Annotated in this window: 28 protein-coding genes; 1 reads left to right on the plus strand and 27 read right to left on the minus strand. The window is 45.9% G+C overall.

What is annotated here, in order from left to right; genetic code table 11:
* Positions 1-211 precede the first annotated feature (211 nt).
* From ASN18_RS08615 to ASN18_RS08740, 26 genes are all read right to left on the minus strand, one after another.
* Positions 212-1,288 carry a protein-glutamate methylesterase/protein-glutamine glutaminase gene (locus tag ASN18_RS08615; RefSeq protein WP_085052341.1) on the minus strand — a complete coding sequence of 359 codons (1,077 nt, stop codon included), beginning with the start codon at positions 1,286-1,288 and terminating at the stop codon, positions 212-214.
* A gap of 61 nt (positions 1,289-1,349) precedes the next feature.
* On the minus strand, positions 1,350-1,862 hold the full coding sequence (locus ASN18_RS08620; protein ID WP_085052342.1) for a chemotaxis protein CheD: 513 nt from the start codon (positions 1,860-1,862) through the stop codon (positions 1,350-1,352).
* Positions 1,859-2,731 (minus strand): CheR family methyltransferase, encoded by an 873-nt coding sequence (locus ASN18_RS08625; RefSeq protein WP_085052343.1) that lies wholly within the window; start codon positions 2,729-2,731, stop codon positions 1,859-1,861. Before ASN18_RS08625 ends, ASN18_RS08620 begins: the two co-directional genes overlap by 4 nt.
* Positions 2,731-3,219 (minus strand): chemotaxis protein CheW, encoded by a 489-nt coding sequence (locus ASN18_RS08630; protein WP_085052344.1) that lies wholly within the window; start codon positions 3,217-3,219, stop codon positions 2,731-2,733. Before ASN18_RS08630 ends, ASN18_RS08625 begins: the two co-directional genes overlap by 1 nt.
* Positions 3,220-3,266: 47 nt before the next feature.
* Positions 3,267-5,417, minus strand: coding sequence for a chemotaxis protein CheA (locus tag ASN18_RS08635; RefSeq protein WP_085052345.1), 2,151 nt, complete (start codon positions 5,415-5,417; stop codon positions 3,267-3,269).
* Positions 5,414-5,779, minus strand: coding sequence for a response regulator (locus tag ASN18_RS08640; protein WP_085052346.1), 366 nt, complete (start codon positions 5,777-5,779; stop codon positions 5,414-5,416). Before ASN18_RS08640 ends, ASN18_RS08635 begins: the two co-directional genes overlap by 4 nt.
* Positions 5,772-6,086 (minus strand): STAS domain-containing protein, encoded by a 315-nt coding sequence (locus ASN18_RS08645; RefSeq protein ID WP_085052347.1) that lies wholly within the window; start codon positions 6,084-6,086, stop codon positions 5,772-5,774. The genes ASN18_RS08640 and ASN18_RS08645 overlap by 8 nt, the downstream gene beginning before the upstream one ends.
* Positions 6,087-6,120: 34 nt before the next feature.
* On the minus strand, positions 6,121-7,974 hold the full coding sequence (locus ASN18_RS08650) for a methyl-accepting chemotaxis protein (protein WP_157072897.1): 1,854 nt from the start codon (positions 7,972-7,974) through the stop codon (positions 6,121-6,123).
* Positions 7,975-8,153: 179 nt separating this feature from the next.
* Positions 8,154-8,501 (minus strand): two-CW domain-containing protein, encoded by a 348-nt coding sequence (locus ASN18_RS08655; RefSeq protein ID WP_085052349.1) that lies wholly within the window; start codon positions 8,499-8,501, stop codon positions 8,154-8,156.
* Between the two features lie 190 nt (positions 8,502-8,691).
* Positions 8,692-8,988: an EscU/YscU/HrcU family type III secretion system export apparatus switch protein gene (locus tag ASN18_RS08660; protein ID WP_085052350.1), complete on the minus strand. Its 297-nt coding sequence runs from the start codon at positions 8,986-8,988 to the stop codon at positions 8,692-8,694.
* Positions 8,989-9,000: 12 nt separating this feature from the next.
* Positions 9,001-10,968, minus strand: a complete 1,968-nt coding sequence (gene fliK, locus ASN18_RS08665) for a flagellar hook-length control protein FliK (RefSeq protein ID WP_085052351.1) — start codon at positions 10,966-10,968, stop codon at positions 9,001-9,003.
* A gap of 53 nt (positions 10,969-11,021) precedes the next feature.
* Positions 11,022-11,426, minus strand: a complete 405-nt coding sequence (fliW, locus tag ASN18_RS08670) for a flagellar assembly protein FliW (RefSeq protein ID WP_085052352.1) — start codon at positions 11,424-11,426, stop codon at positions 11,022-11,024.
* Positions 11,410-11,637, minus strand: a complete 228-nt coding sequence (gene csrA, locus ASN18_RS08675) for a carbon storage regulator CsrA (RefSeq protein WP_085052353.1) — start codon at positions 11,635-11,637, stop codon at positions 11,410-11,412. Before csrA ends, fliW begins: the two co-directional genes overlap by 17 nt.
* 93 nt (positions 11,638-11,730) lie before the next feature.
* Positions 11,731-12,795, minus strand: coding sequence for a flagellar hook-associated protein FlgL (gene flgL / locus ASN18_RS08680; protein ID WP_085052354.1), 1,065 nt, complete (start codon positions 12,793-12,795; stop codon positions 11,731-11,733).
* Between the two features lie 13 nt (positions 12,796-12,808).
* Positions 12,809-14,443: a flagellar hook-associated protein FlgK gene (flgK, locus tag ASN18_RS08685; protein ID WP_085052355.1), complete on the minus strand. Its 1,635-nt coding sequence runs from the start codon at positions 14,441-14,443 to the stop codon at positions 12,809-12,811.
* A gap of 2 nt (positions 14,444-14,445) precedes the next feature.
* Complete coding sequence (gene flgN, locus ASN18_RS08690) at positions 14,446-14,928, minus strand: flagellar export chaperone FlgN (RefSeq protein WP_085052356.1); 483 nt, start codon at positions 14,926-14,928, stop codon at positions 14,446-14,448.
* The gene (gene flgM, locus ASN18_RS08695) at positions 14,925-15,209 is read right to left on the minus strand and encodes a flagellar biosynthesis anti-sigma factor FlgM (RefSeq protein WP_085052357.1); all 285 of its coding nucleotides are present in this window, start codon (positions 15,207-15,209) and stop codon (positions 14,925-14,927) included. Before flgM ends, flgN begins: the two co-directional genes overlap by 4 nt.
* A 58-nt stretch (positions 15,210-15,267) precedes the next feature.
* Positions 15,268-15,612: a rod-binding protein gene (locus ASN18_RS08700; RefSeq protein ID WP_157072898.1), complete on the minus strand. Its 345-nt coding sequence runs from the start codon at positions 15,610-15,612 to the stop codon at positions 15,268-15,270.
* A gap of 182 nt (positions 15,613-15,794) precedes the next feature.
* Positions 15,795-17,543, minus strand: coding sequence for a S8 family peptidase (locus ASN18_RS08705; protein WP_236861619.1), 1,749 nt, complete (start codon positions 17,541-17,543; stop codon positions 15,795-15,797).
* Positions 17,544-17,615: 72 nt separating this feature from the next.
* Positions 17,616-18,104 carry a hypothetical protein gene (locus ASN18_RS08710; RefSeq protein ID WP_085052360.1) on the minus strand — a complete coding sequence of 163 codons (489 nt, stop codon included), beginning with the start codon at positions 18,102-18,104 and terminating at the stop codon, positions 17,616-17,618.
* A gap of 96 nt (positions 18,105-18,200) precedes the next feature.
* On the minus strand, positions 18,201-19,268 hold the full coding sequence (locus ASN18_RS08715) for a flagellar basal body P-ring protein FlgI (RefSeq protein ID WP_085052361.1): 1,068 nt from the start codon (positions 19,266-19,268) through the stop codon (positions 18,201-18,203).
* A gap of 25 nt (positions 19,269-19,293) precedes the next feature.
* Complete coding sequence (locus ASN18_RS08720; protein WP_085052362.1) at positions 19,294-19,998, minus strand: flagellar basal body L-ring protein FlgH; 705 nt, start codon at positions 19,996-19,998, stop codon at positions 19,294-19,296.
* A 15-nt stretch (positions 19,999-20,013) separates the two neighbouring features.
* Positions 20,014-20,643: a flagellar basal body P-ring formation chaperone FlgA gene (gene flgA, locus ASN18_RS08725; protein ID WP_085052363.1), complete on the minus strand. Its 630-nt coding sequence runs from the start codon at positions 20,641-20,643 to the stop codon at positions 20,014-20,016.
* Between the two features lie 3 nt (positions 20,644-20,646).
* Positions 20,647-21,435: a flagellar basal-body rod protein FlgG gene (gene flgG, locus ASN18_RS08730; RefSeq protein ID WP_085052364.1), complete on the minus strand. Its 789-nt coding sequence runs from the start codon at positions 21,433-21,435 to the stop codon at positions 20,647-20,649.
* A gap of 37 nt (positions 21,436-21,472) precedes the next feature.
* Entirely contained in the window at positions 21,473-22,192 is a 720-nt protein-coding gene (flgF, locus tag ASN18_RS08735) for a flagellar basal-body rod protein FlgF (RefSeq protein ID WP_085052365.1), read from the minus strand.
* Positions 22,193-22,344: 152 nt separating this feature from the next.
* Entirely contained in the window at positions 22,345-22,821 is a 477-nt protein-coding gene (locus ASN18_RS08740) for a hypothetical protein (protein ID WP_236861620.1), read from the minus strand.
* Between the two features lie 281 nt (positions 22,822-23,102).
* Between ASN18_RS08740 and ASN18_RS08745 the strand changes: the two genes are divergently transcribed.
* Positions 23,103-23,702 carry a DUF3786 domain-containing protein gene (locus tag ASN18_RS08745; RefSeq protein ID WP_085052367.1) on the plus strand — a complete coding sequence of 200 codons (600 nt, stop codon included), beginning with the start codon at positions 23,103-23,105 and terminating at the stop codon, positions 23,700-23,702.
* Between the two features lie 36 nt (positions 23,703-23,738).
* On the opposite strand, the gene ASN18_RS08750 is transcribed toward ASN18_RS08745, so the two are convergent.
* Positions 23,739-24,291 (minus strand): FliH/SctL family protein (locus ASN18_RS08750; RefSeq protein ID WP_236861621.1); only part of this gene is annotated, 553 nt, incomplete at its 5' end.

Raw genomic sequence — 24,291 nt, forward strand, 5'->3', positions numbered from 1 at the left:
TTTAAAATACCCCAGCTGCCTAGCCGCTACGCCCACCCCTCAAAAGAAAGGGGGGTGCTATTATGACACAGTCTGGAAAACGGGAATCCATTCTTTAAGGTCGAACATAAACGGGGCATATTTATTCATTTTACAACTGGCTCCATAGCGTTATTATTTTCTCAGCAACTTAGTGTTGTCACACATGTCTTTGTGAAACAACACAACTGACTTACGTGTTGCAGAGCCTGAGAACCTCACGGGTTATCTTATCAAGCGACATTACCTTATCTACGCCTCCATGCTTGATGGCCTCGTTTGGCATTCCGAATACCACGCACGATGCCTCATCCTGTGCTATGGTGATTGCCCCGGAATCTTTCATTTCCTTCATACCGCGAGCGCCGTCGTCTCCCATTCCGGTCATAATGACACCCACAGCATTTTTGCCGACATATCTGGCAGCCGAACGAAATAACACATCCACCGACGGGCGATGCCTGCTTACCAGAGGGCCGTCTTTAACCTCTACGTGATAACGCGCACCGCTTCTTTTTATCAACGTATGCTTGTTGCCAGGGGCTATCAGGGCAAGCCCTCTGACCACTGTATCATTGTCTTGCGCCTCTTTCACTGAGATTCGGCAGATGCCGTCCAACCGCTTTGCAAATGCGGCAGTGAAGTGCTCCGGCATGTGCTGGACTATAACAATACCCGGACTATTCGTGGGGAATTCTTCCAGAAATACCTTGAGTGCCTCTGTCCCGCCCGTTGACGCACCCACGATTACTACCTTTTCTGTTGTTTGAATCATCGCCTTCGATGTTGGCTTTTCAAGTACCGCGTCTGCCGTCAGCTTTGGGGCAACCATTTTTTCTGTCTTTACCGCTGAAATCCGCCTCGGCCTCGATGAGGCCGCCGCCTTCACTATGTCGCAGATTACCATTTTTGACTCTTCGATGAACTGCTTCGTACCCATTCGCGGCTTGGTTATTATCTCTACGGCGCCAAGGTCCATCGCCTTGAGTGCAGTCTCCGAACCGCTTTCCGTAAGCGACGAACACATCACCACAGGGATTGGATGCTGGCTCATTAACTTCTTTAAAAAAGTCAGGCCGTCCATTCGCGGCATTTCCACATCCAGCGTGATTACGTCAGGCAGCTCTTCTTGTATCTTCTTTGCCGCTGCAAATGGGTCAGCAGCAGTACCTATTACCTGTATCTGCGGGTCAGAGGACAGTATATCCGACAACGTCTGACGCACAATTGCTGAATCATCCACTATAAGTACTTTTACTCTATCTTTCATTGCCCACCTTTTTTACCGCTGTTATTTAATATATTATTAATATATCATAATATTTATGATATTAATCAACAAATTCTACTGCTGTCTTTCTTAATTTCTTCAATAAGACCTCGCCTGTCAGAGTGTTAAAAAAAATCTTGCGCCCTCTATCGCCCCCAAGGTCAGAAGTCACCGGTTCAAGTCCCAGAGAGTCAAGTATTTTTAATGCCGCTTCTATATTTTGTTTTCCCACTGATGCCTTTGTGTTGTTGTCTCTATAAGTGAGTACATCGCCCCCGCCAAAGGCCTTTACCTCAAGGTTCCGCGCGTTTACACCCTTTTCTTGCATCTTGTTCAGTATATATTTAACAGAACACGTAACGAATTTTAATCTCTCCGGACAATCTCTGCAACCCTTACCGCCACAGTCTGGGAGCATCCCGTGGCACATAGCGCCAACACACCGCCCAGGTTCAAACAGCGTTACAGATACACAAGACCCCAGCACAGTTTTAATCAGCGCCGGTTTCTCGGTTACATAAACCTCGCCGGGCTTGAGAAAAACCAGCGGTAAACCCATCTCCATAAATTTCATTTCTTGACTCTGTATATGGTCGGCGCCACCTGTGTAAATGGTACGTTTAAGCCGCCTATCGTCTCCGAATGCCCCATGAACAGATAACCGCCAGGGTTTAAGTACCTTGCGAACTTTTTTAAAAGCCGCTCCTGAGTCGGTTTATCGAAGTATATTACCACGTTTCGGCAAAATACGACGTCCATTGTCTCTCTGAAGCCAAAGTCGTCATCCATGAAGTTCAATCTGCGAAATCTTACACACCGCCTTAGCTCCGGCACAATGCGTACAAGCTGTTTTGCAGGGTCTTTGCTTTTGAGCAGGTATTTTTTTCTCAATGGCATTGCAACAGGTTCTATTTTCTCCGCCTCGTATATAGCTTCTTTTGCCTTATCCAGCACCTTTGTTGAAATGTCAGTTGCAATAATTATAAAGCTGAACCTTCCGCCTGCCCTCTCTCCATATTCACTTAGTACCATTGTCAGCGTATATGGCTCTTCACCAGTTGAACAGCCGGCGCTCCAGAGCATCAGCGGGCGCATCACACCAGCGCCGTTTACTTCGTTAAGTGTTGGAAGGGTATGTTTGGTTAAATAGTCAAAATGATTGGGTTCACGAAAAAAATCTGTCTTGTTTGTCGTTACTGCGTCTATCATGTGAACTAGTTCGCTTTCTGTGCCCTTCGGGCTGAATACGTAATCACTGTATTGCTCGAACGTGCCTATGCCCAGCTTACGTAGTCTCCTTTGCAGGCGTGCCTCAAGCATCGTCTTTTTCGCCGGTGGCATTTTTATACCTACTTCGTTTTGCACAAAGTCGCTCAGACGGCGGAACACCTTATCAGATAAAACTGCCGCTTCGTGTCTTACATCATCTATCTCAGATGCCATTAGGCCGCCTGAGTTGCTTCCTGAGCAAAGGCCAACTCCTCGGCAGTAAATATCTTGTCTATTTCCAGGATGATTATAAACTCCTCGTCACGCTTGCCCATACCCTTTATAAAGTCTGTCCTCAACTGCATCCCTATACTTGGGGCAGGCTCTATCTTCTCCGGTTCCAGTTCTATTACCTCCTGCACCGAATCAGCCAGTGCACCAAGAACCATTGACTCATTCTCAAACGACACTTCCACGATTATAACACAGGTGTTTACGGTCTTCTCAGTGCGGGTCATTCCGAATTTCAACCTCAGATCAACCACCGGTACGACGCTTCCTCTGAGATTTATCACGCCGCGCATAAACTCAGGCGTCCGCGGTACCTTCGTTACGCTGCTGAACTCCAGGACCTCTCTGACTTTTGATATATCCAGGGCAAACACCTCTTCTTCAAGTTTAAATGTCAAATACTGTGTAGCTTCGGCTGTCGCTGTTGCCATTTTCAGGTACCTCCCATTTTTTTATATTATCGCTTTATCTTATCGTTTTACCCGGCGGCATCTGCCGTCACCGGCTCATGTGTTTCCACAGAACGCACAAGTGTAGGGACGTCAAGGATAAGTGCCACCGTGCCGTCGCCTAATATAGTTGCCCCTGATATCCCTGCTATGTCTTTAAACACACGACCCAGACTTTTTATCACCGTCTGATGTTCCCCTATTACATAATCTACAACAAACCCGACTTTTTTGTCATCGACTTCCGTGATTACTATCTGTTCCATTTCCGGCTCTTCCGCCTCGATGACAAAGTGTTCCCTCAGTCGTATATACGGTATCAGTATGCCGCGCACGTTTGATACATGCCTGCCATGTGTCCTTTCGATGTCTTTTTTGGACAGCTCCACGCACTCCTCAACGACTGCCAGCGGGATAACAAATACCTCATTAGCTATCTTCACAAGCAGACCGTCTATTATGGCAAGCGTAAGGGGAAGCCTCAATGTGATTGTCGTCCCTGAGCCTTTCCTGCTTTTTACCTCAACTAAGCCGCGCAGCGCGTCTATGTTTTTCTTTACGACATCCATCCCAACGCCGCGCCCCGAGACGTTCGTAATCTTCTGAGCGGTTGAAAAACCAGGCGCAAATATCATCCCAAATATCTCTTTCTCCGACAATTCGGCATCCGGCGCTATGAGGCCGTTGTCTATGGCCTTTTTTAATATCCTCTCTTTATCAAGCCCAGCCCCGTCGTCTTCTATCTTTATCAGTACGTTTGCCCCGGAATGTCCTGCTGACAAATGCACTGTGCCCATTTTAGACTTCCCGGCAGCCTCTCTTATATCCGGCCTTTCTATGCCGTGGTCTATGCTGTTTCTTATTATATGCACAAGCGGGTCATTCAACTTTTCTATAACTGTTTTGTCCAGTTCGGTCTCTGCCCCGTCTGTAGTCATCTGTATCTCTTTGCCCAATTCTATTGAAAGATCGCGCACCAATCTCTTAAACTTGCTGAATGTTGACCCGATGGGAAGCATTCTTATGCTCATCGTACTGTCTCTTAGTTCCCACGTAAGACGCTCAACCTCTTCGGATATCGAGGTCAGTGTTGCCTCGCCATGTATGATTGCAGTCTGGCTCAGTCTGGCCTGTACCGTAACCAGCTCTCCGACAAGGTCAACCAGCTTGTCGAGCTTGTCTGAAGGCACCCTTATGCTTGCCGCAGTGTCAGTTGTTTTCTGCCGCTGTTCGCGGACTTCTTTTATATGCTGCTGCTCGGCAAGGGCAGAGGCTATGTGCCCGCTGTCCACAATACCAGCGTCAACCAGTATCTCTCCAACTTTTTTCTGCTTGCCTAAGAGTTTTTTCAACTCATCTATCTTCACATCGCCGCGTGCTGCCAGAATCTCGCCGAGTTTCATATACCCTTCGGCCTCGTCGTATTCTCCTTCTTCGTCAACTATCTCAACGTGTAAATCACACATGTCGTCAACAAAAATAAATACGTCTTTTATGGCGTTAGTACTAAGAGTGGTCGTCAGTATGATGTCCCAATATGTCGCGCATGACTCAGGATTGAACTCCTCAAGGCGTGTAATAGCATCTATTTGGGCTACTACCATGCAGCTTCCCATTTGACGCAGCTCATTAATCAGCAATATCGGGTTTGTCCCTGTTACGAAAAGATCGGCAAACGGCTTGAATCTTATCCGATATGTAACCGAGTGAGAGGCGTCTCCTGAGGCAGACTTAGATGGTTTTTGGGCAGCAGGTTCATGCCCTGATGGTGAACCGGCAGCAGTGCCCTTTGTCAACAACTGCAGGGAGTCGATTATAGATTTTGAGATTTTATGGTCAACGGTTGCCTTGCCCTCTGAAGCCTCTATCATGGTGCGAATCTGGTCACGCGCACGAAGGGTCAGGTTAGTCAACTCCTTTGTTACGGCAAGTTTGCCGTTTCTGACCATGTCGAAGGCCGTCTCCACCTCATGAGTGAACTCAGCTATGTCATCAAACCCGAACATCGCACCGGAGCCTTTTACCGTGTGCATGGCACGAAATACGCGCCCTATCAGATCCTCATCAGTTGGATGTTCCTCAAGCTCTAACAGTGAAGTCTCAAGCTCTGTCAGAAGCTCGGCTGCCTCTTCCTTAAAGGCCTCTTTTCCTGCGTCTAGACCATCATCTTCTTCGCTCATCCAAGCACCTTCTTTACGACCGCTAAGAGCTGGTCAGGTTTAAATGGTTTTACTATCCATCCAGTCGCCCCGGCAGACTTACCCTCCTGCTTTTTAGAGTCCTGCGATTCGGTTGTAAGCATCACTATTGGTATGAACTTATAGGCTGGGATTGCGCGGACACCCTTTATCAGGCCTATTCCATCGAGGTTCGGCATGTTCAAGTCCGTTATCATCATGTTTATCTGTGTGTTGGCAAGTTTAGCAAGGGCATCCTTGCCATCGACGGCCTCAACTACCGTATACCCGGCGCCTTTTAGCGTGAAGGCAACCATCTGCCTCACACTCGCCGAATCATCCACTGTCATTATCACCTTACTCATTAGCCCCCTCCGTTTTTGGGAAATTAAAACAATGACCAAATCCGGCGTCTTTTATAAGATTCAAAAACCCTTCCGGCGGATTTATCAGCGACAGCCCTTTCTTCAGCAACTCGGCTGATTGCTTTGCCGCAAAATATATCTGGAGAAAGGATAAGTCTATTCCCTCGACGCCTTTTATATCTAATGTAACATTTTTTGAGCTTTTCAGCGCGTTTAGCACCGCGTCCTTTACTGCTGCGGCATTCATTATGGTTACGTCGCCAGAAATCTTCAGCTCCCCGGATTTACTTAACTGAAAATTACTCATTTAGTCGCCTCCTCAATATAACTCAACTTAACTATTAAAACAACTCGAAATTATCCCCTGCCCCGTCCTCAGATTTAGGGGCGCCTTCTCCCCATAAATCACCACCATCGCCTCCCGCGGCAGTGGCGCCAGAGTGAATTGCCCTTTCTGAGTTCATTGTATATCTGCTTAACATATCCTTTAAATCAGGCGCAAAGTTCACATCGTCGTGTATATGACCAGGAATTGTCGCCATTACTTCGCCAAGTATTCTATCAAGCTCGGCTAATACCTCGGTAACAGTAGTTGCTATTATATTGCTGAAATTGATTTTTTTTATGACATTTTCTATATCAATCTTTAACTGCGCTGCGCTTGCCGATATCTTATTCATCGACGCGATAACTTCCTTGTCCTGTTCCATGACCCCCTCAATGGCCAGGCGTGTTTGCTCGGCAACTGTCTTTGATGTATCTAAACGAGAGGTCAACTCTTCTGACAGGTATGTCTTAATCCGGGCTGATCTATTAAGTATCGAGCTTATCAGGCCTGCGCAGTCCGCTATCTTGAGATTGGCATTTGTAGATAGATTGCTTATTTCGTTGGCAAGCACCCCAAGCCCCCTTCCAGCGTCACCCACGCGCGATACCTTTATCATCGCGTTCATTGCCATGAGATTCATGTTTTCGCTTATCGACTCTATATTTGCTACATGGCCAGTCATCCCCTGTATGTTTGTACTGGTTGTCTTAATTGACTCCAGCAGGTTTACCGTCATATCGTTGACAGCAACAAGTACCTTTACGAGGGCGTCAAGGGCTGTTCCTACCAGTGAAATCTTGTTATTGCCGGATTCCTCCTCCGCTGTTATCGTTATGGCGTCTTCGGCCTGTGCCTCTGATAACTCTGACACCTTCGACAGGGAGTTCGAAATGGTTACGGCGGCCTTTTGTGTCTCATTCTGAACAAAATTAAGCTGGCCTACCTGTATCTTTATCGCCTCGGTTACCCATCTTATCAAGATGAACCTGCCGTTTTCATCTTCAGAGTCGAATGTTGCAATCTTTGCCTCAATATCGTGAAATGCCTCGGATACGTGTTCTATTTGCTGACGCGTTATGTCATGGAACTGAATCGAGGCAACCACCTCTCCAACCTCGGGCGAAATTGAATATGCCCTGTTGCTTATCCTCTCACAGAGCCACTTTGCCTGTGTTGACATCGTGTCCAGCTCGCCAAGTATTACATTTACACGGCTCTTAACAGAATCGAGTTCCCTTCCTGCAGTCTCTATGAATGGCGCAAGCTGCTCGTTTACATCTGCCACACCAAGGCTTGCCGACTTCACAGACGTTATAATCTCATCTGTCCCTTTTAATATCTGCCTTGCAAGCGTATCCACCAGGTCTGTCATGATATTAAACTCGGCATTGCCCACGCGTGCCGTCTCGATACGTATCAATGTGCCTATGATAGATATGGTTTTTGACAGTTTCCTGAAGAACTCCTCCATATCTATTACTTTATGCAGGTCATCTATGATAAGGTTCATTTCTTTAGTGCCTTCGAGTATCAGATTGGAAGATGTCTCTATTTCTGTATAAACCTTCTCAAAAAGCTCCTTTAAAGAATGTACGTTAAAACCGCTCCCGCTCTCTATTGCAGTTACCAGATTACCGGCCATTGAGGAATTTTCAATACATGCAAAAGAAAAATCCTGCAAGCTCGCTCCAAGCTCAAGGAACTCTGTCTCCGTAGCCTTAGATATGGCAATCAGCTCATCAGCCATCTTAAGAAACGACTTGCCCCACGATGCATCAACTACAATATGAATATCAGACACAACAGCACCCCCGCCTGTGGGCACGACTGCACCTCCGTCTGAAATAACGGCAGTCTTGTCTGTCAAAAAGGCACCCTTGCTGGATTTTGAAAACAACTGCTCCCCGTGCAACGCCGTATTGCTAATACCTGTAATCTGTCTATTAACGCCATTAACTTTAGTTTTGCGGCTGACCCGCCATTTCTTCGCGCCCGCTTTTGTGCTATCTTATTTCCGGCCAAAAAGTGATTCATTTGCCGTTAATGTTATATCTCGCCCTTTTTTACTTTCTGATAAAACTCACACTCTTTGCAGCTTTTCAGCGATTGAGCTATTTCACACTCCGGCTCAGTCCCGCTTAGGGTACCTGCAACCAGCCAGCAACGCCTTCCGGCTGATTTCGTAAACGCAGAACACTGCCCTGACCTGTGTAACCCAACCTTATCCAACCCGCATTTGAAGTACTCCCAGCACTTCGTCCGCTCGACTTTTACTTGCTCAAACCCTTCAAACGCCTTCGCAAAGGCCTCAAATGCCATTGTCGCTGGACAGGGCGGCTTCTTTTTCAGGCCTGGTTTCAGACCTGACTTCAGATCGGGTATCTTTTTATCCATTATCGCTATTGCCTTTGTCTCTTCGCATCATTTAGTATTCTTCCCATGTTATGTCACATATCATAATAGCAATCCACATAGCAATCCATAGGCCTAATTGCTTAGGCTATTGTAAGTGTATACTTTTGCAAACATTTTGTCAAGGTATCCTTCTCTCAAATTTCAAGTTTTTCTTAATACTTACTACAATTCAGACAGGCCATTGTGGGGGTGGACTTGCCGGGGCGGGCTTTTTGCTTAACTTATAAATAAACGCAAGTATTTCTGCCACTGCCTTATATAGTTCCTGTGGAATCTCCTGATATAAATCAAGGGCTGAGAGGATGTCTACCAACTGCTTGTCTTCTTTAATCGGGACACCGTGTGCCTTTGCTATTTCAATAATCTTATCTGCCACAGCGCCGGAGCCTTTTGCCGTTATACGTGGAACTGCCGCAGCGCCCGATTGATAGTTTAGCGCTGCCGCCTTTCTCTGTTTATCTTCCATATCCTGCCCTGCCTAAATCCGCAAGTCCAGACCGCCGGAAGGGGCTTTTTCGGCAAAGTCGAGCTTGCTTTTTTGTCCAACATTGATTATTTTAAGGGTGAGGCCGACTGCCGCGAATCGCTTTTCGAGTTCACCCTTGTTTTCTGATATGAGGTCTTTGGTCTTATCTTTTTCTGCGTTAAAAGAGACAAAGAATCCACCGTCTGATGTCGTTACCGAGATTGATATTTTCCCCAGCCTGTCAAGGTCAAGATTTATATCACAGGTAAACGATTTCTTTGCATGATACTTATTCTTCTTAAACATCAACTCAGCGTCTCTGAGTTCGTTCCATAAAAATGGTAAATATGTATACACCATATCATTAGCGCGTGAGCTTAGTTGATAGTACTCTATGTTTTTAATAAATTTTTCGACTGTGTCCAATAACTCATCATGCTTGGCTGGAGAATACTTTAGTGCATCAGCCATCATATCGTCTTGTAATATAGTTCTGATTTTCAGGAGCAGTGCCTTCTGGTCGTTGTCCATATTTAGTGGAACCTTTATGTGTTCTTCAGTCTGAGAAACGTGATGCGTAATTGATTTGTCTTTTGTCGCAGTCAGGGCTGCTGTAACATCGTCTTTTGGGGGAGCCTGAGTTACAGTAACGGCATCGGGTCTTGGGGTCAGCACATCGCTGCCCTCAGCCCCTATGACTTGGTGGGGTTTAGCCTGGTCTGCCATTACTATCATAGTATCTTTAGGGGAAATCTGAGGTGTTATCAACGCATCAAGTTTTTGTCTTACAGCGGCCAGCACATCGCTGCTGTCAACGCTTGCGTTGTGGGGTCTGCCCTGTTCCAACATCGCAGTCACTTCGTCTTTGGGATAATTTTGGGGTGTTATTAATGCATCAGGTCTTTGTTTCATTTGTTTCACAGGGCTCAACACATCGCTGTAGTCAACGCTGACACTAGCGGGCTGGGGTTTACCCTGTTGCACTGTTGTAATAATATTGTCATTCATGGAACTCTGGGGTTGTAAAGCGGCTTCAAGTTTTTGTTTTACAGCGCTCAACACATCGCCACAGTTACAGTTTGTGTGCATGTCCTTGTCCTGGGCTACAACAGCCAGGCAGTCATCAATTGCATGGTTGAGCATATTGAGTGTATCACTGGCATTGCCGGGGGTTAAACCCTGAATCCCTTTATATGTTACAGACGCCAAATCGTTTAAAAATATACGCGTATGCCCTTCGGTTTGTGGATTCTGAAATCCTTCAACGGCCTTTTGGACGATGGCATTGAGCGTGTTTTTCGCCAACACGACATCAGGTGCGTTGTCAAGCTCCTGTATGGCAGATTGTTTTACATTGGTCTCAAACAGTATGCCTGATTCCTCAACAGACGCCCTCAGGGTTTGTGCATTGAGCTGTTCCATATCAGGAATCAGAGACTCAAGCATTTTGAACTCAGGATATTTGTTTTTTACACTGGACGGTATGTCAGTTAATATCTTATGCAAGGCCTGGAAATCTGATGAGCTAAGACGCGCGCCCGTGAGTTCAGAAAGTAAGAGCTGGACTTTTTGTGCTACGGTAACTACTGTTGGTGCTGGGGCAGATGCAGGGTCAGTTGTGACCACCGGCACGGGAGTAGTTGTGTGTGAGGCAGCGGTTGTGACCGCAGAAACTGGAGACTGAGGCGATTCAAAGCCCATAAATTTAAGGTTTATTTCTTTATCGCCACCCATTACTTTAAGGGTAATTCTGTCGCCTTCGCTTAATGGAACATTTGTCCTGGCTAACAGAACAGCCCCCTGCGTATCTTCGCTCTTACCTAGCGGAGGGGTTATACGGAGCATTACAAGACCAGAGTCTATTATATCAATGACATCAGCGCTAACGGCATCACCTGAGACAAGGGAAATCGGCTTGCCGTCTGGCCTTGCCAGAAGTACAACACTTTCGCCCTTATTTACGACTACGTTGATGTTCACCCGATACTCCCCGTTTTAAATCGAGCGCTGCAAGTATTCATAATATCGAAGGCTTATATCTTATCCAGCACGACTTGAACGCCTACTTTAAGCGATGCATTAAAGAGCAGCGGACCATGAAAATTAGCGATAACACGTTCGTTTTCCACCCTGATGATTACTAATGTCACTAGGTCATCATTATTCTCTAATTGAAGGAATCTCTTTGTAGTAGGGTCAAGCGACATGTTAAAATTTTGTAACAACACCGTAGGCTCTACAACAATGAAGGCCACATCCGGGTCATCTGCTGCCTGAAGCCACTTCAGCACTGTATCCTTGTGGTCAATCAGTACATATCTTTTAATCGACGAGAATCCCACAATTCCATCAGGGAATGAGATTACCTTGTCAGAATTTACCTCAATAGACCCAAAGCGCGATGTCTTGAATTTGACTTTATTATCGTTGCAGCACATCTTTTATCTTCTCGAACTCGCCGCTTGTCAGACCCATGGACAAGATATTTTCAGTTTTTATCTTTTCATACAGCTCATTCCTGTATATCCTGACACCGTGCGGCGCTTCTATACCGAGCCTTACCTTGTTACCTTTAATCTCTACTACTGTAATTGTAATAGAGTCACCTAACTTTATTGCCTCTTCTGACTTCCGTGTCAATACGAGCATCTTGCCCCCTATCCTTTTTTCTGCTTGAGAGCATCCAGGCTCTCACTAAGCTCTACTGCCTTAGTATACCATATCTGTTGGAAAAATCCCAGATTATCTTATGCTCAGAAAATCAAACAAGGTCTGAGACATTACCTGAGCCGATGACTGTCTAAGCGCCTGCAAGGCTACCTCTGATTTTGATATATCTGTTGCGACCTTTGCAATGTCTGCATCTTGAGCGTTTGATAAATACGTGGACTGATCGACATTGTTGTTATCGTTATTATTAATCGTCTGCTGTAGAAAGTTGAGCCTCGCCCCAATAGTCGCCCTTACGGTGACGACCTTGTCCAGAGACATTAGAAGGGGTTTCATCATCGCATTTATCATATCAACGTCATCTTTATTAAACGCGGTTTCAATTATATTAACCATGTCCATGTAGTTTGAAAAGGAGACCTGTTCAAGGCTCACCGCAGTTGGCGAACTGGAGTTACTTATGTTTACTGCAATAGCGCTTGGCATGTTGCTGTTAGACGGGCCAGCAGTCGGGATGTAATGGGCAAACCTGCCAGTTGTCAGCCGTATCGAAAGCGTAGTGTCAAGAGAAAATGCAAAGGCGTCAGAACCGCTGATGTTTTCAATAACTTGTGCGGTACTGTTTACGTTAACGCTTGTCTGTGTGCTGTCTCCCTGATATGTATAAAAGCCGCCAGCGGATGCTGCTGCCCCTGTCAGGGCAAAGCTGGCAGTGTAGGTTTGACTGCCTGAAAATAAATACCGGTTTCCCAAACGTGTTAAGGACAGGGAGTAGAGGCTCTCTTTTATTGTGGCAATCTCTGCGGCAATATTCTGCCTGCCAGCGGCATCGGTAGAGCCGTTTACGCCGCTTACCATAAGTTCCTGTATACGCTGAAGGTTCTCCACTACGCTGGACATTGATGTGTCAGAAGTCTGAAGAAACGACTGAGCAGCGCTTATGTTTTTCTGATACTGGGTGGTATTTGCTATATCCACCTTATAACCCAGAATCTGACCCATGGCAGAGATGTCATCGGACGGTCTGTTTATCTTCAGCCCCGAAGACAGTTGTTCCTGCGAGTCAAAGAGCTGAGAAACGCTGTCCTGAAAGCTCTTCTTCATCATTTCTATGTACATGAAACTTGATATTCTCATTATTTCACCCTCGTTATCTTACTAAATTGACCAATGTTTCCAGCAAACTACTGGTGACATTTACAATTTGAGCCGCTGCCTCATATGATTTCTGATATTGCACCAGACTCATTGCCTCTTCATCTAAAGACACCCCTGAGATAGAGGCATTTTGCTCTTTCAGTTGACTCAACATATTTGTTGAGAATGTCAGATTAACATTTGCTGTTGAGGCATAGTTGCCAATCGTGGTAACAACTGATGCGTAGTATTCGATTATCGTACTATTGGACAACATTGGATTTACCTGGTCACCGAGGGCTGCCATGGCAAGGGCATTGCCATTGCCGCCGGGAATGGCGCTAGGGGAGCTTGACGCTGCAATTTGCGTTGGGTCTGTGAGGTTGACTCTCCCGCTGCCTATTGCAGTAGCAATAGGTGAGAGTTTAAACACATCACCAGCAGCAGGAACCCCTGCGAATGTTACCTGCATTCCATCGACGGTAAGCGAATTACCGGTCAGAGTGCCGTTTGTCGATGTGTTATTTTTTATGTCATACAACTGGTAGTTGTCATTACCGGTAAAGCGCACCTCGTATTCCTTGTACGTAATGGCAGACATGTCTATGATAACTGCTGAGGTAACTGAGGCCGTAGAGCTGTTTTTGTTTAGTGTATATACTGAAAGGGGATTAAAGAAATTTCCTCCCTGCTGACCATTGAGGTCATAGCCTCTGGTCTGGATAGAGTTAACCATGTTTGTGATTGCCGCTATGGTGCTTCTCAGTCCTGCAAATGCGGCAGGCAGCCCGCCCTTACCGCTGTTTTTAAGCTCTAGCTCTGCGCCAATCTTTCCGCCTGTTATCTTTGAGGTTTGGTCTATTCCATTTATGTTTAATTGTATCTTACCGTCAACCTGCTTCTGCATCGTTATGGGATTAACGATGTCACCAACGCCTACGAGGTTTCTCTCACCAACGGTAACGGTAATAGCGCCAGATTTATCGTCCAAGGTGGTGAAATTTATTAGTCCGGCGAGTTGGGTCAATGCAGCCTGCCTTTTGTCTCTCAGGTCGTTTGCTTGCTGAATTCTGCCACCTTCTGCCAGCGCTATGCTTACGTTGTAACTAGAAATTTGTCTGGCAAGATCATTTACCTGCTTTATGTCATCGGGCATGGACTTGCCAATGGATGCGTCTATATTGCTAAATTGGCTCTCAATTTGCTGCGCCTGAGTGATGATGTTCTTGCCGTCAGCTATGACCACTGTCCTTTGTTCAGGGGTTTCCGGGTTTGTAGAGAGGTCCTGCCACGCATTAAAAAAACTGGTTATAGAAGCCGAGAGCCCTGCGCCTTTCTGATCATTCATTGCGTCCTCTATCTGCATGTATGTGCTTTGAAGAACGCTCTGTTTAGCGTTGTTTTGCTCCTCAAGCAGCATCTGAGCTTGTACAAAACCATCATATTGTCTTTGTACCAACGCTAATTTTACACCAGTCCCTGATGCGCCCATAATCGCTGTATTGGGGTTATTCACTTCTAAAATTGCATTTTGCACATTATACCCCGGGGTATTAACATTGGATATATTATTACCCGTAACGGTTAAAGCCTGACCCATTGTCGATAATGCAGACTGAGCTACGTTCATCAATGCCAGCAGTCCCATGTTTAAGCCTCCTTCGCAAGGAAAACCCCGGTTTTGCCAACAGTGGGATTTACTCCATGCAGATTCAGAAAATTAATGTTGTTTCTTACGTATTTAAGAGATCTATCTATCAATACCTTATTAAATTCATTTAGTTCATCTATGCTTTGCAGCAGAGATTTTAACATCGTCCTTATCCCGTTGAAGTCTGAATCGCCGGTTATCTCGGCCAGTGTGTTTATATTCATATCTACGGACAACTTACGGCCGTTTATTGACTGGCAAGTGTTTATCTCTGTCACAAGCTTTTTCATCAGCCTTAGCCTTTCCTCCTCAAGCAGCCTCAGTTTGAGTGTCTGCGTGTACTTCTCTTTTGCAAGGGTCTCAACACCTTGTTCATTGAAGTCAATAAGATTCTCACGCTCTTGTTTTAAGAGTTCAAAGAGTACCTTATATCCTTCGATTTGAAGGCTGAGTACCTTCTTTATGTCATTAGCAGTTTTCACGCTATCTCATTCAGTATTTTTCCAGCTATTTCGCTGGGATTTATAGTATAGGTACCATTGCTGATAGATGTTTTTATTTCGTTAATCTTATCGTCCCTTACATCGGGAAGTTGGGCAATCGCCCTTGTCATCTCCTCGATTGCACGCGCGTCAGAAGAGAGTTTTACGCTGTCGGCGCTATTTGCCGGGGCTGCTGCGCCTGTGTCCATTGTCTTATCAACCTTCTTTACTGTACCGTATACCTGCTTTACCTCTGGCGGAACACTGCTGTTAATCTTCATATGTTACCTCCTGAAAGTTTGCTAACCAGTACGTAGTTTTAATTAACCCGCACATGGTTTATAAAGCTCTATCGGTACTTTTTACAGACTTCTTTAAGTCTGATTGGGTTTTGCCGTCAGTTTTCTCAGACAGCCGCGTCAGCTCCTTAGCAAATACCTCTCCGATTCCTATGCCTCGCTTAGATAACGTACGCGACAGCTCTGTATCAAACATACTCATGTAGACATCGCCGCCAAGCCCCTTGCCAAACGTTGTGCCTAAACCCTTTCTCATCGTCTTTATCAACTCAAGCATAAACACTGATTCTATTTCTTTTGAAACGGCCTCAATCGTGCCGCTGTCTTTTTTACCCTTCAAGGTCTCTATACCTCTAAATGAATCTAATGCGCCTACTGTATCCATGCTCCACCTTTGTGCCTTCTTTGTCTCTGAGAGGGTCAATGACCCAGTCTCTCTATATTAATATGCAATTACCATGCCATAGTCATAGATACCTTCTTTTATGCCAATCTTACTAACACATACCAGGAAAATAATTCCTGCCGCCGCGTAATATTTTCCTGTTTAAGAGTTACTCTGCCGGTCTAATAATTACGATAGGAGCCGTCATAGCAGGTATACCCCACTAAGTTGCGCTTAGGTGAAGTCGTGCCCAGAAAACACGACATGTCTAACTGGCTGCAGTTTATTGCCATGCCGGATGTAAATGTTATATCGGCTGAGTAGGCCGTACCCCCCACTGAGCCTATCTCGGATGATATATCTATCGAGGTATCCCCGCCGGTGATAGTCGTCCCGCTAAATGTAATCATCTTAGATGTCTTTGCTGCTAAGGAAATCGTCTTGCTTAGGGGCAGTTGAGTTGGAACGGTTGTTGAACTCCCGGACATTATTTGTATCGAGGCAGCGACAGAAGAAGCGCTCTTATTAGTTACCCAGCAGTATGTGGGAGCTGCCGTGTCTGTGGTAAAATACGGCATATAGTACACAAGCGTCCCTGCAAGTTTTTGTAATGCCGAACTAAGGTTAAGCCGCGGCTTATAGATACCGTTTCGATAGTCTGAAACAGAAACCCCCGTGCTTACCAGGGCATAAAGGATATCTGAGACAGACGCCGCTGGTCTTGCCTGTTTTAACACAGCCCATGCCCCTGTAACGTGTGGTGAGGCCATAGAAGTCCCATTCCAGGCTTTATATCTTCCATTACTGACAGGACCCGAAATCTCATAAGCCGGCGCAAGTATATTCAGAAAAGATGCACTGTTAGAGAAATAGGCAACTGTATCAACGTTTGTAGTTCCACCAACGCTTACAACAGTAGAAATACACGCCGGGCCGCTAATACCATCGATATAGCCATGATTGCCGGAAGCGCTGACTGTGGCAATACCAACAGAACGCAGGGTATCGACCATTGCCTTAATCGCCCCATACCCGGTATCGCAGTTAGCGGCGAAATGACCGCCCGCGGTACTTATATTAACAGCGGCTATTGGATAAGCGGCGCTTAGTTCATATACCCTTTCCAACCCCTTGATTATATCGCTGTTATATGCCAATAAACATGGATTGGAAGTCGCACATCCATAGTCAAATCTCGTAAATACCTGCATAGCAATGATTGCTGCCCCTTTGGCAACCCCGGACGCCTCCCCTGTATTTTTACCTGCCGCAAAACCGGCAACCGACGTTCCATGGTCGCACAGTCCGGTTGGGCAGTTCCCTGCATACGGCATTGCTGCCCCGCTGGTTGTTAAGTCTGTCACGGCGTTTGGACAGAGTGACGAGGCATAGGACGATGAGTCATTGGTTGAATAACAGGCCTCGGCTATCACCTTTGCTGAAAGCATGGGATGGGTTTTATCGACACCGGTATCTAATATTGCGACAGCGTAGCCTGACCCATCGTAGCCATACTGCCAAACGGTTGAAGCGCCTGTGGCTGAGATATTCCAGTTCACTGCCGAGGGAGGAGAGACCTCGTCTTCCACTACAGACTCCACCTCCGGCGCTGAAAGTGTACTGTTAAGCGCAGCGCTGTTGAGTGTCATGGCGATGTAGGGGATATATTTATACTTATAGTAAGAGATGGTCGTCAAGCGCCCAAGCAGTTTGTCCTGGGCAGTTAAAATCGCCTTTTTCAGCGGAGAGGCATCCAGCTTTGACAAGCTGCCCTGCGGCTGAAACTTTATACCAAGTTTAACAAGAATTCTTACTGAGCCGTTTGTTTTCGCCTTTGCCGTTAAGCTGTCATAGCCGCCATTGGATATTACCTTGTTTTTCAAAGCAGCCGTAATCGCGGCAGGCTCATCTGCCCAGGCTGCTACATTCATTAATCTAATCAAAACAAAAACACTAAGCAGCCACAGTCGATTAGTAAAGCGACTCATCTCCACCCTACCCTTTTAATACGTAAAATACGTACCGTCATAGCAGGTATAACCGACAAGGTTTCGTCTCGGGGTGGTAGTGCCCTGAAAACATGACATACCCAGCATGGTACAATTCAACGTCCCCGTAGAACTAAAGGTTATATCGGCAGAGTAAACAACTGGAACACCAGAGGAGCCAACCTCGGACGATATGTCTAAAATAGTGGAATCGGCAATAATAGTTGTACTGTAAAATGTAACCATTTTTGAACGTTTTGCAGGCAGAGATAAAGTTGTACTTAATGGTATCTGTGTTGGGGCTGTCGAAGAGTTGCTGGTCATTATTTGTATTGAAGCCGTTGCACTCCCTGTAGATTTATTTGCAATCCAGCAGTACGTAGGGTTTGCCGTATCTGTGGTGAAAAATGGCATATAGTATATTGCCGTGCCAGCCTCTGTGTCAGGTGTTGTCAGGGCAGCGGCAACTATTAAGACTACAATAACTACCATAGCTGTCTTCATGTGCATGTCCTCCTGAAGAAGCCCTTATAAAAGGGCCCCCGGTCTTATGTCGTTTGAAGATATATTATTCTGAAAAATACAACTGTGTCAAGTAACTTACTGTATTTCCAGTTGAGCTGTAAGCGCTCCGGCTGATTTAAGCGACTGAAGTATAGCGATTAAGTCGCGCGGCGTTACACCAAGTTTATTGAGCGACGTGATTATCTCGCCTAACGTAGCGCCTGAAATCTTTGTAAGGGCTGCCTTATCGGCATTTACATTGATTTCGGTCTGAGGGCCTGTGAGCTGCTGTGGATTCTGGGTTATCTCAATAGTTAAATCGCCGTGAGCTATGGCAACAGGGGTGAGCTTGACGCTTTCCCCTATGACGACCGTACCTGTACGCTCGTTTACGATTATCTTTGCCGGTATATCTACTCTTACGTCAAGCGCCTCAAGTTTATTTATCAATTCAACAACGTTTCCCTGATACGTAGGGGGTACAATGACCTTAACAGACGACGGGTCAGGACTGGATGCAAAGTTGCCCCTCAGGTGCTTGTTTATCGCATCTCTGATGTTTGTTGCCGTTGTGAAGTCTGAGTCGCGCAGCACGAGCGTAATGTCCTCTGAATTTGCAATGTCGTAACCAAACTCTTTCTCGATGGAAGCGCCGTTTGGCACCCTGCCTACGGTGGCAAAGTTCTGCTGTGCTGAAGAACCTCCCTTAGAGACATATATGCCGCCTATGGAGACCGCCCCCTGAGCAGTTGCGTAAGTCTTGCCGTCTGCCCCTACTAGCGGAGTAAGAAGCAGCATTCCACCCATCAGGCTTTTGGCATCGCCCATTGCCGACACATTTGCATCAATCTTTTTCCCTATCTTTGGGAAAGCCGGTAAATCTGCCGTCACCATAACCGCCGCCACGTTTTTTGATATTATATCTTTCTGATTTACTGAAATTCCCATCTTCATCATCATATTGATGATACTCTGCACCATAGAACCCTTTTTATCACCCGTACCGCCAAGCCCGACAACCAGTCCATAACCTACCAGTTGGTTATCCCTCACTCCTTTAATAGATGAGATGTCCTTTAAGCGTTCACAATATGCGCCCGTAACGCTTGAGAAAATAAACAGGGCGGTTGTTATAACTATACCAATGGTTTTCCATGTCTTCATTAAAGTATCACCTCAGTTTTCATTGTTAAAATGGCCTCAGTGAACCCCAAAGCCTGCCAAGCCATCCGGGGGATTGAAGCTCCTCTAAGAAACCGTCGCCTACAAGGTAGAGCCTCACATCGGCGACCTTTTGACTCGATATGGAATTGCTCTGGTCAACATCGTCCGGTCTTACAATTCCCTGCATGACAATGAACTGTGTCTCGTAATTAACCGTTACCTCCTTCCTTGAGTCTATGACCATGTTGCCGTTTGGAAGCACCTCAACTACTTTAGCGCTGATAGTGGCGGTGATAGTACCCTCGTGTTTAGTCTCTCCTTTACCTGTAAACTTATCTGTGTTTGTTGTATTTAATTGAGGGGTCGACGCCGTTCCAACAGATGTGGTGCTTGGGTAGAGACCAAGTTTATTTGCATTTACATTAAAGAAATTGGCCAACAGCGAATTATACGATGACTGTTTATTGCCTGTGGTTTCTTCCTTGGCGTTTGCCTTAGTTTTTTCAACAATATTTATCATAAGGACATCGTTCAAGCGGCGGGCGCGTCTGTCTTCAAACAGGCTTGCAGAGTCGTTCCAGAGAGAACCGTTTTCAGGTCTCTGTGCCGAAGCGCCGCCGTATATATATGGGGCTGGTTTGGCCGGCAGTTTATTTGCAGGCGTTGAACAACCAGCACACACTGCCGCAAGAAGCGCTGCCGCAGATATTGTCTTTATCATTTTAAGCATCGTTTTTAACCTCACTCAATTTGCGACAGTTACCATATGTGCACCAGCTATTTTGCCGGTTATCAGCTTGTTTGTCGAGGGACAGAGTACCTTGATATATTTGCCTTCGGCGCCTTCTTCCTTTGCAATCCCTCTGGCCGTAATCTTAAACTTCCCTGAATCTATTACGATACGCACCTCATCTCCCTTCCTTACAATCTTCTCGTCAGCCAGGAGACCCTCCGTTATTGGGCGGTTTACAGCGATTGAGGAAACAAGCACCTTGCCCAGGCAGGCAGATTCTGACGATATAGCGCCTTTGGGTATATTTTTTATGTTTATCATGCCCTTGTATATATCATCTGAAGTGAGCACTTCACCTTTTAACATAGGTCTGCGATTACTTATCACCCAGTCATAGGCCTCAACTGCTGCCTCGACATAGGCGCTCTCGCCTGTTGATGAGCTCAGCCTGAAGGTTACTCTGCCAGGGATACTGCCGCCTACCACTGTTACAGTGTCTGGCAATGGCATGGTCAGCTCCCTGTTCTTTCCAATAATCTGGAGTTTGACCTCCGGCCATGGATAGTTACTCTGGATATGGTCTCTGATAACCATCTCAGGCGACCATGCTGCCAGTAGCGCTGTTAGTAATAGTGCTGCCATTGATTACCTCTTCAGACTATTTGCAGTCTGGAGCATTTCGTCCGTTGTCTGCACTGATTTGGAGTTAAACTCATATGCGCGCTGACTGACTATCATGTTCACCATTTCGTCAATCACGTTTACGTTGCTGGTCTCAAGAAATCCCTGTGAAAGAGTGCCAAAGCCCTGTAGTCCGGGGGTTGAGAGATTTACTGCGCCTGAGGCATCTGTCTCTGTGAAAAGATTTTTGCCTATGGCCTTTAGCCCTGCCGGATTTGCAAAACTTCCTAGCTCTATCTGCCCTATTTGACTTTCCGTTGTCTGCGTGTTTTGAAGGACTGATACAGTGCCATCGCTGGCTATTGAAATTGATACTGTGTCCGTCGGTACTGTCATCTCAGGCTGAAGGACAAGGCCCTGGTCATTTACAATTCTGCCGGTGCTGTCAAGTTTGAAGTTACCCGCCCTTGTATAAGCGATACTTCCGTCTGTCAAGGCAATTTGGAAAAACCCCTTTCCCTCTATTGCAATGTCAAGTTCGTTGTTAGAGTTAATGAAATCGCCCTGTTTAAAAACCTTTCCGGCTGAACTTGGCATGACGCCAAGCCCAATTTGTATACCCGTAGGAGATGGATAACCCACTGCGGTAGGGGCACCGGGGGCCTGCACTGCCTGATACATCAGGTCCTGGAACTCTGCCCTGCCCAGCTTAAAACCATAGGTACTCGTGTTTGCTATATTATTGGAGATAACGTCAAGGTTGGTCTTTTGTGCAGTCATGCCAGACGCCCCAATAAACAAAGATCTAATCATTTAATGACTTCCTCCTTCAGGGTTAACTGTCTTATCATTATAATCTCGCCATGTCGTTAGTAACCTTTGATGTGGCATCGTCAAACGCCTGTACAACTTTCTGCTGTGACTCGTATTCCCTTAACAACTCTATCATTGTGACCATTTCCTGAATGACATTTACGTTTGAAAACTCTATATGCCCCTGGTTGACTGTCGCGGTTGACTCTACCGGCTGATCAGTTGATACAAAAAAATTATTGCCCTGCTTGATAACGTTTTTGGTATCAGGGAAATCCACTACCGAAAGTGTATCTATTATTGTGCCATCGACAGATATGGTACCGTCTGAGCCTATTTGTATGTCCTGGACATTGCCAGTCTGTATTTGTATCGGGCCGCTTGACCCTAATACCTTATCCCCGGTTTTTGTCACAATATAACCCTCTACATCCAGCGTGAAATTACCGGCCCGTGTGTACTTATTACCTTCTACGCTAAAATACCCCCTACCCCCGATTGCAACGTCAAGTGGATTGCCTGTGCTCTGAAATGCCCCTTCTGAATGGTCTGTGTAATAGACGTCTGTGTATGTCATGTCTCTGGGATCTCCTTGCTGCTGGACGCCGTTTATCTCAGAGATATACACATCCCTGAAGGAAACCCTGTCTTGCTTGTACCCAAATGTGGTAGTGTTTGCAAGGTTGTTCGACACAAGCTCCATCTGCCTTTGTTTGACAACCATGCCCGAGGCCGCTATGTAACTTCCTTTATACATTGTACCATTCCCTCACATGTTTTATAGTCATGATCAAGTTATTGCAATTACTATGCCAATGCAAAAAACAGCCTGCCCCCTATGCGCAGACTTTGCTGCCGAGCTTCCAACGGGAAAATTGTTATTGTCCATGAGGAATATTTTTCCATACCTCATCTGTTAAGATTCAGGATTAACTCAATCTCGCCGTGCTGGACGCCGAGGACACTGGCGATTTCGTCAATACCGAGTCCCTTCCCCGTCAGGGCAAGCACTTCATAGCGCCTGTTCTGTCCGCAGTCGGTGTAGTTTACCGAATCGGCCATTTGAATGAGTCTCTCGAAATGCGCTATTTTCGAGTCAACTGAGGCCTCGATAGCCTCAAGGATTTTAATGCTTTTCTCAAGCCTTCTGAACAATGTACCCGCAACTTTCTCAAATCGGGCTATTTCAGCGTTTAACTTCTCCTCATATCTGGTGGTATCCTTAGCGGCCCGGGTATCCCTGGCAATGCCAGCTACGCCCTTGCTTTCAACAACAGTATTGACTTGTGCAGCCTCATCGACAGTTTCTTTGACTCCAAACAATTTCTTCATATCGCTGTCCCCTTTAAGTACTGTAACATTCAATAGAAAAACTATTACTTCCAACGTTAGCAAAATCCTTGCCAGTGGTATTTTATTATTTATAAGTAAGTCGGCAGTATGTTGTATATTAGATAAATATATATATTAATCTGCTTATTATAGGTATATAGTTAATGTGCCTATTAATATAATAACCAGACTTTATCTCTGTACTGCACAGCACAACTACAACCAGCGTCAATACTCCAACATCTCGACCTGCCTTTTAATATCCTGAACCCCGCTGAAGAAGTACCTGAAAAACGGTTACTTTTTTTATCAGTAATTTAATATAATACCATGATATGGCAGGCGGTGAGGATAAGGGCTGGGAACAGTTGTCAGGTCACGACCCCGACGATGTATGTAAGAGGGGATTGGTGTCCTTTGACCGTGTAACGAACAGTTATATAATTAAATCTTTTAACTGGAACTTTAACTTTTATGCCAAAGACAGGACTATCACGTGTGATAGACCAGAAGGAGATGCCCTGCTTAATCGGCTCGGGGATTTTTACAGGCTTTCATCCCTTTGGTATCTTAACGCCGCAAAGGACATTGCCCTGACAGGGCAGCTTGCTATGCCGCAGAATCTTACCGGAGGGGAGTTATTTTTTCGCGGTTCACATGTGCTTCCCCTTGCACGGCTTGCTGCCAAATATGAGTCCAATAAAGAGGGGTTTTTATCAAGTGGGATTGATATACTGGGAGGTTCAGCCGCTGCCTATGGAGATGCGGCAGTTGTCCTCTATCCCTACCCTAAGATTCCCGTTACGCTTATTTTGTGGCTTACGGACGACGAATTTCCGGCAAGGGCTGAGTGTTTACTGGATACATCCTGTGAATTTCACCTGCCCATTGATATTATCTGGATGACCGCCATGATGTGCATCCTTTTGATGTAGAGGGTATTACCGCTTCCTCCCGTTCCCCTGAATTCTTCAGTCGCCATTGGGCATTTTATATGCTTTTCCCAAAAACAGCTTTAATTCATCCAGTGAATCAGCTCTTCTGATTAGGTTTTTGAACTCCTCCAATTTATCTACAGTAGGGATAATACAAACCACATCCATCAACTCAACTCCGGCTGAACCATATTTAAGTTCGAGTCCTAATTCAATTCCCTCAAGTAAGCCTCTTCGCTCACCCTCAAGTAAGCCTCTTCGCTCACCTTCGAGTAAGCCTTTTCGCTCACCTTCGAGTAAGCCTTTTCGCTCACCTTCAACTAAGCCCTGTCTAAATCTAATATCTCTTTCCATATCATATACTATTGCCATGTTTTCCGCCTCCTCAGATACTTCGTTCTGTAAATCCCTTAACTGCGACAGGACTTCCACCTGCCTTACATACCTGCCACGGAGCGTTTCCTCCGGCACCAACTCCATCAATCGGTTGAGTATCTCTCGTATGGTGAGTAGACCGGGGAATTGCACCCCCAGCCCCTCGCAGAACCGGACATGAACCTCTCCGCTCATCCGGCTCCCATTATTCAGC

The sequence above is a fragment of the Candidatus Magnetominusculus xianensis genome, from assembly GCA_001541255.1.
Taxonomy (GTDB): Bacteria; Nitrospirota; Thermodesulfovibrionia; order Thermodesulfovibrionales; family Magnetobacteriaceae; genus Magnetominusculus; species Magnetominusculus xianensis.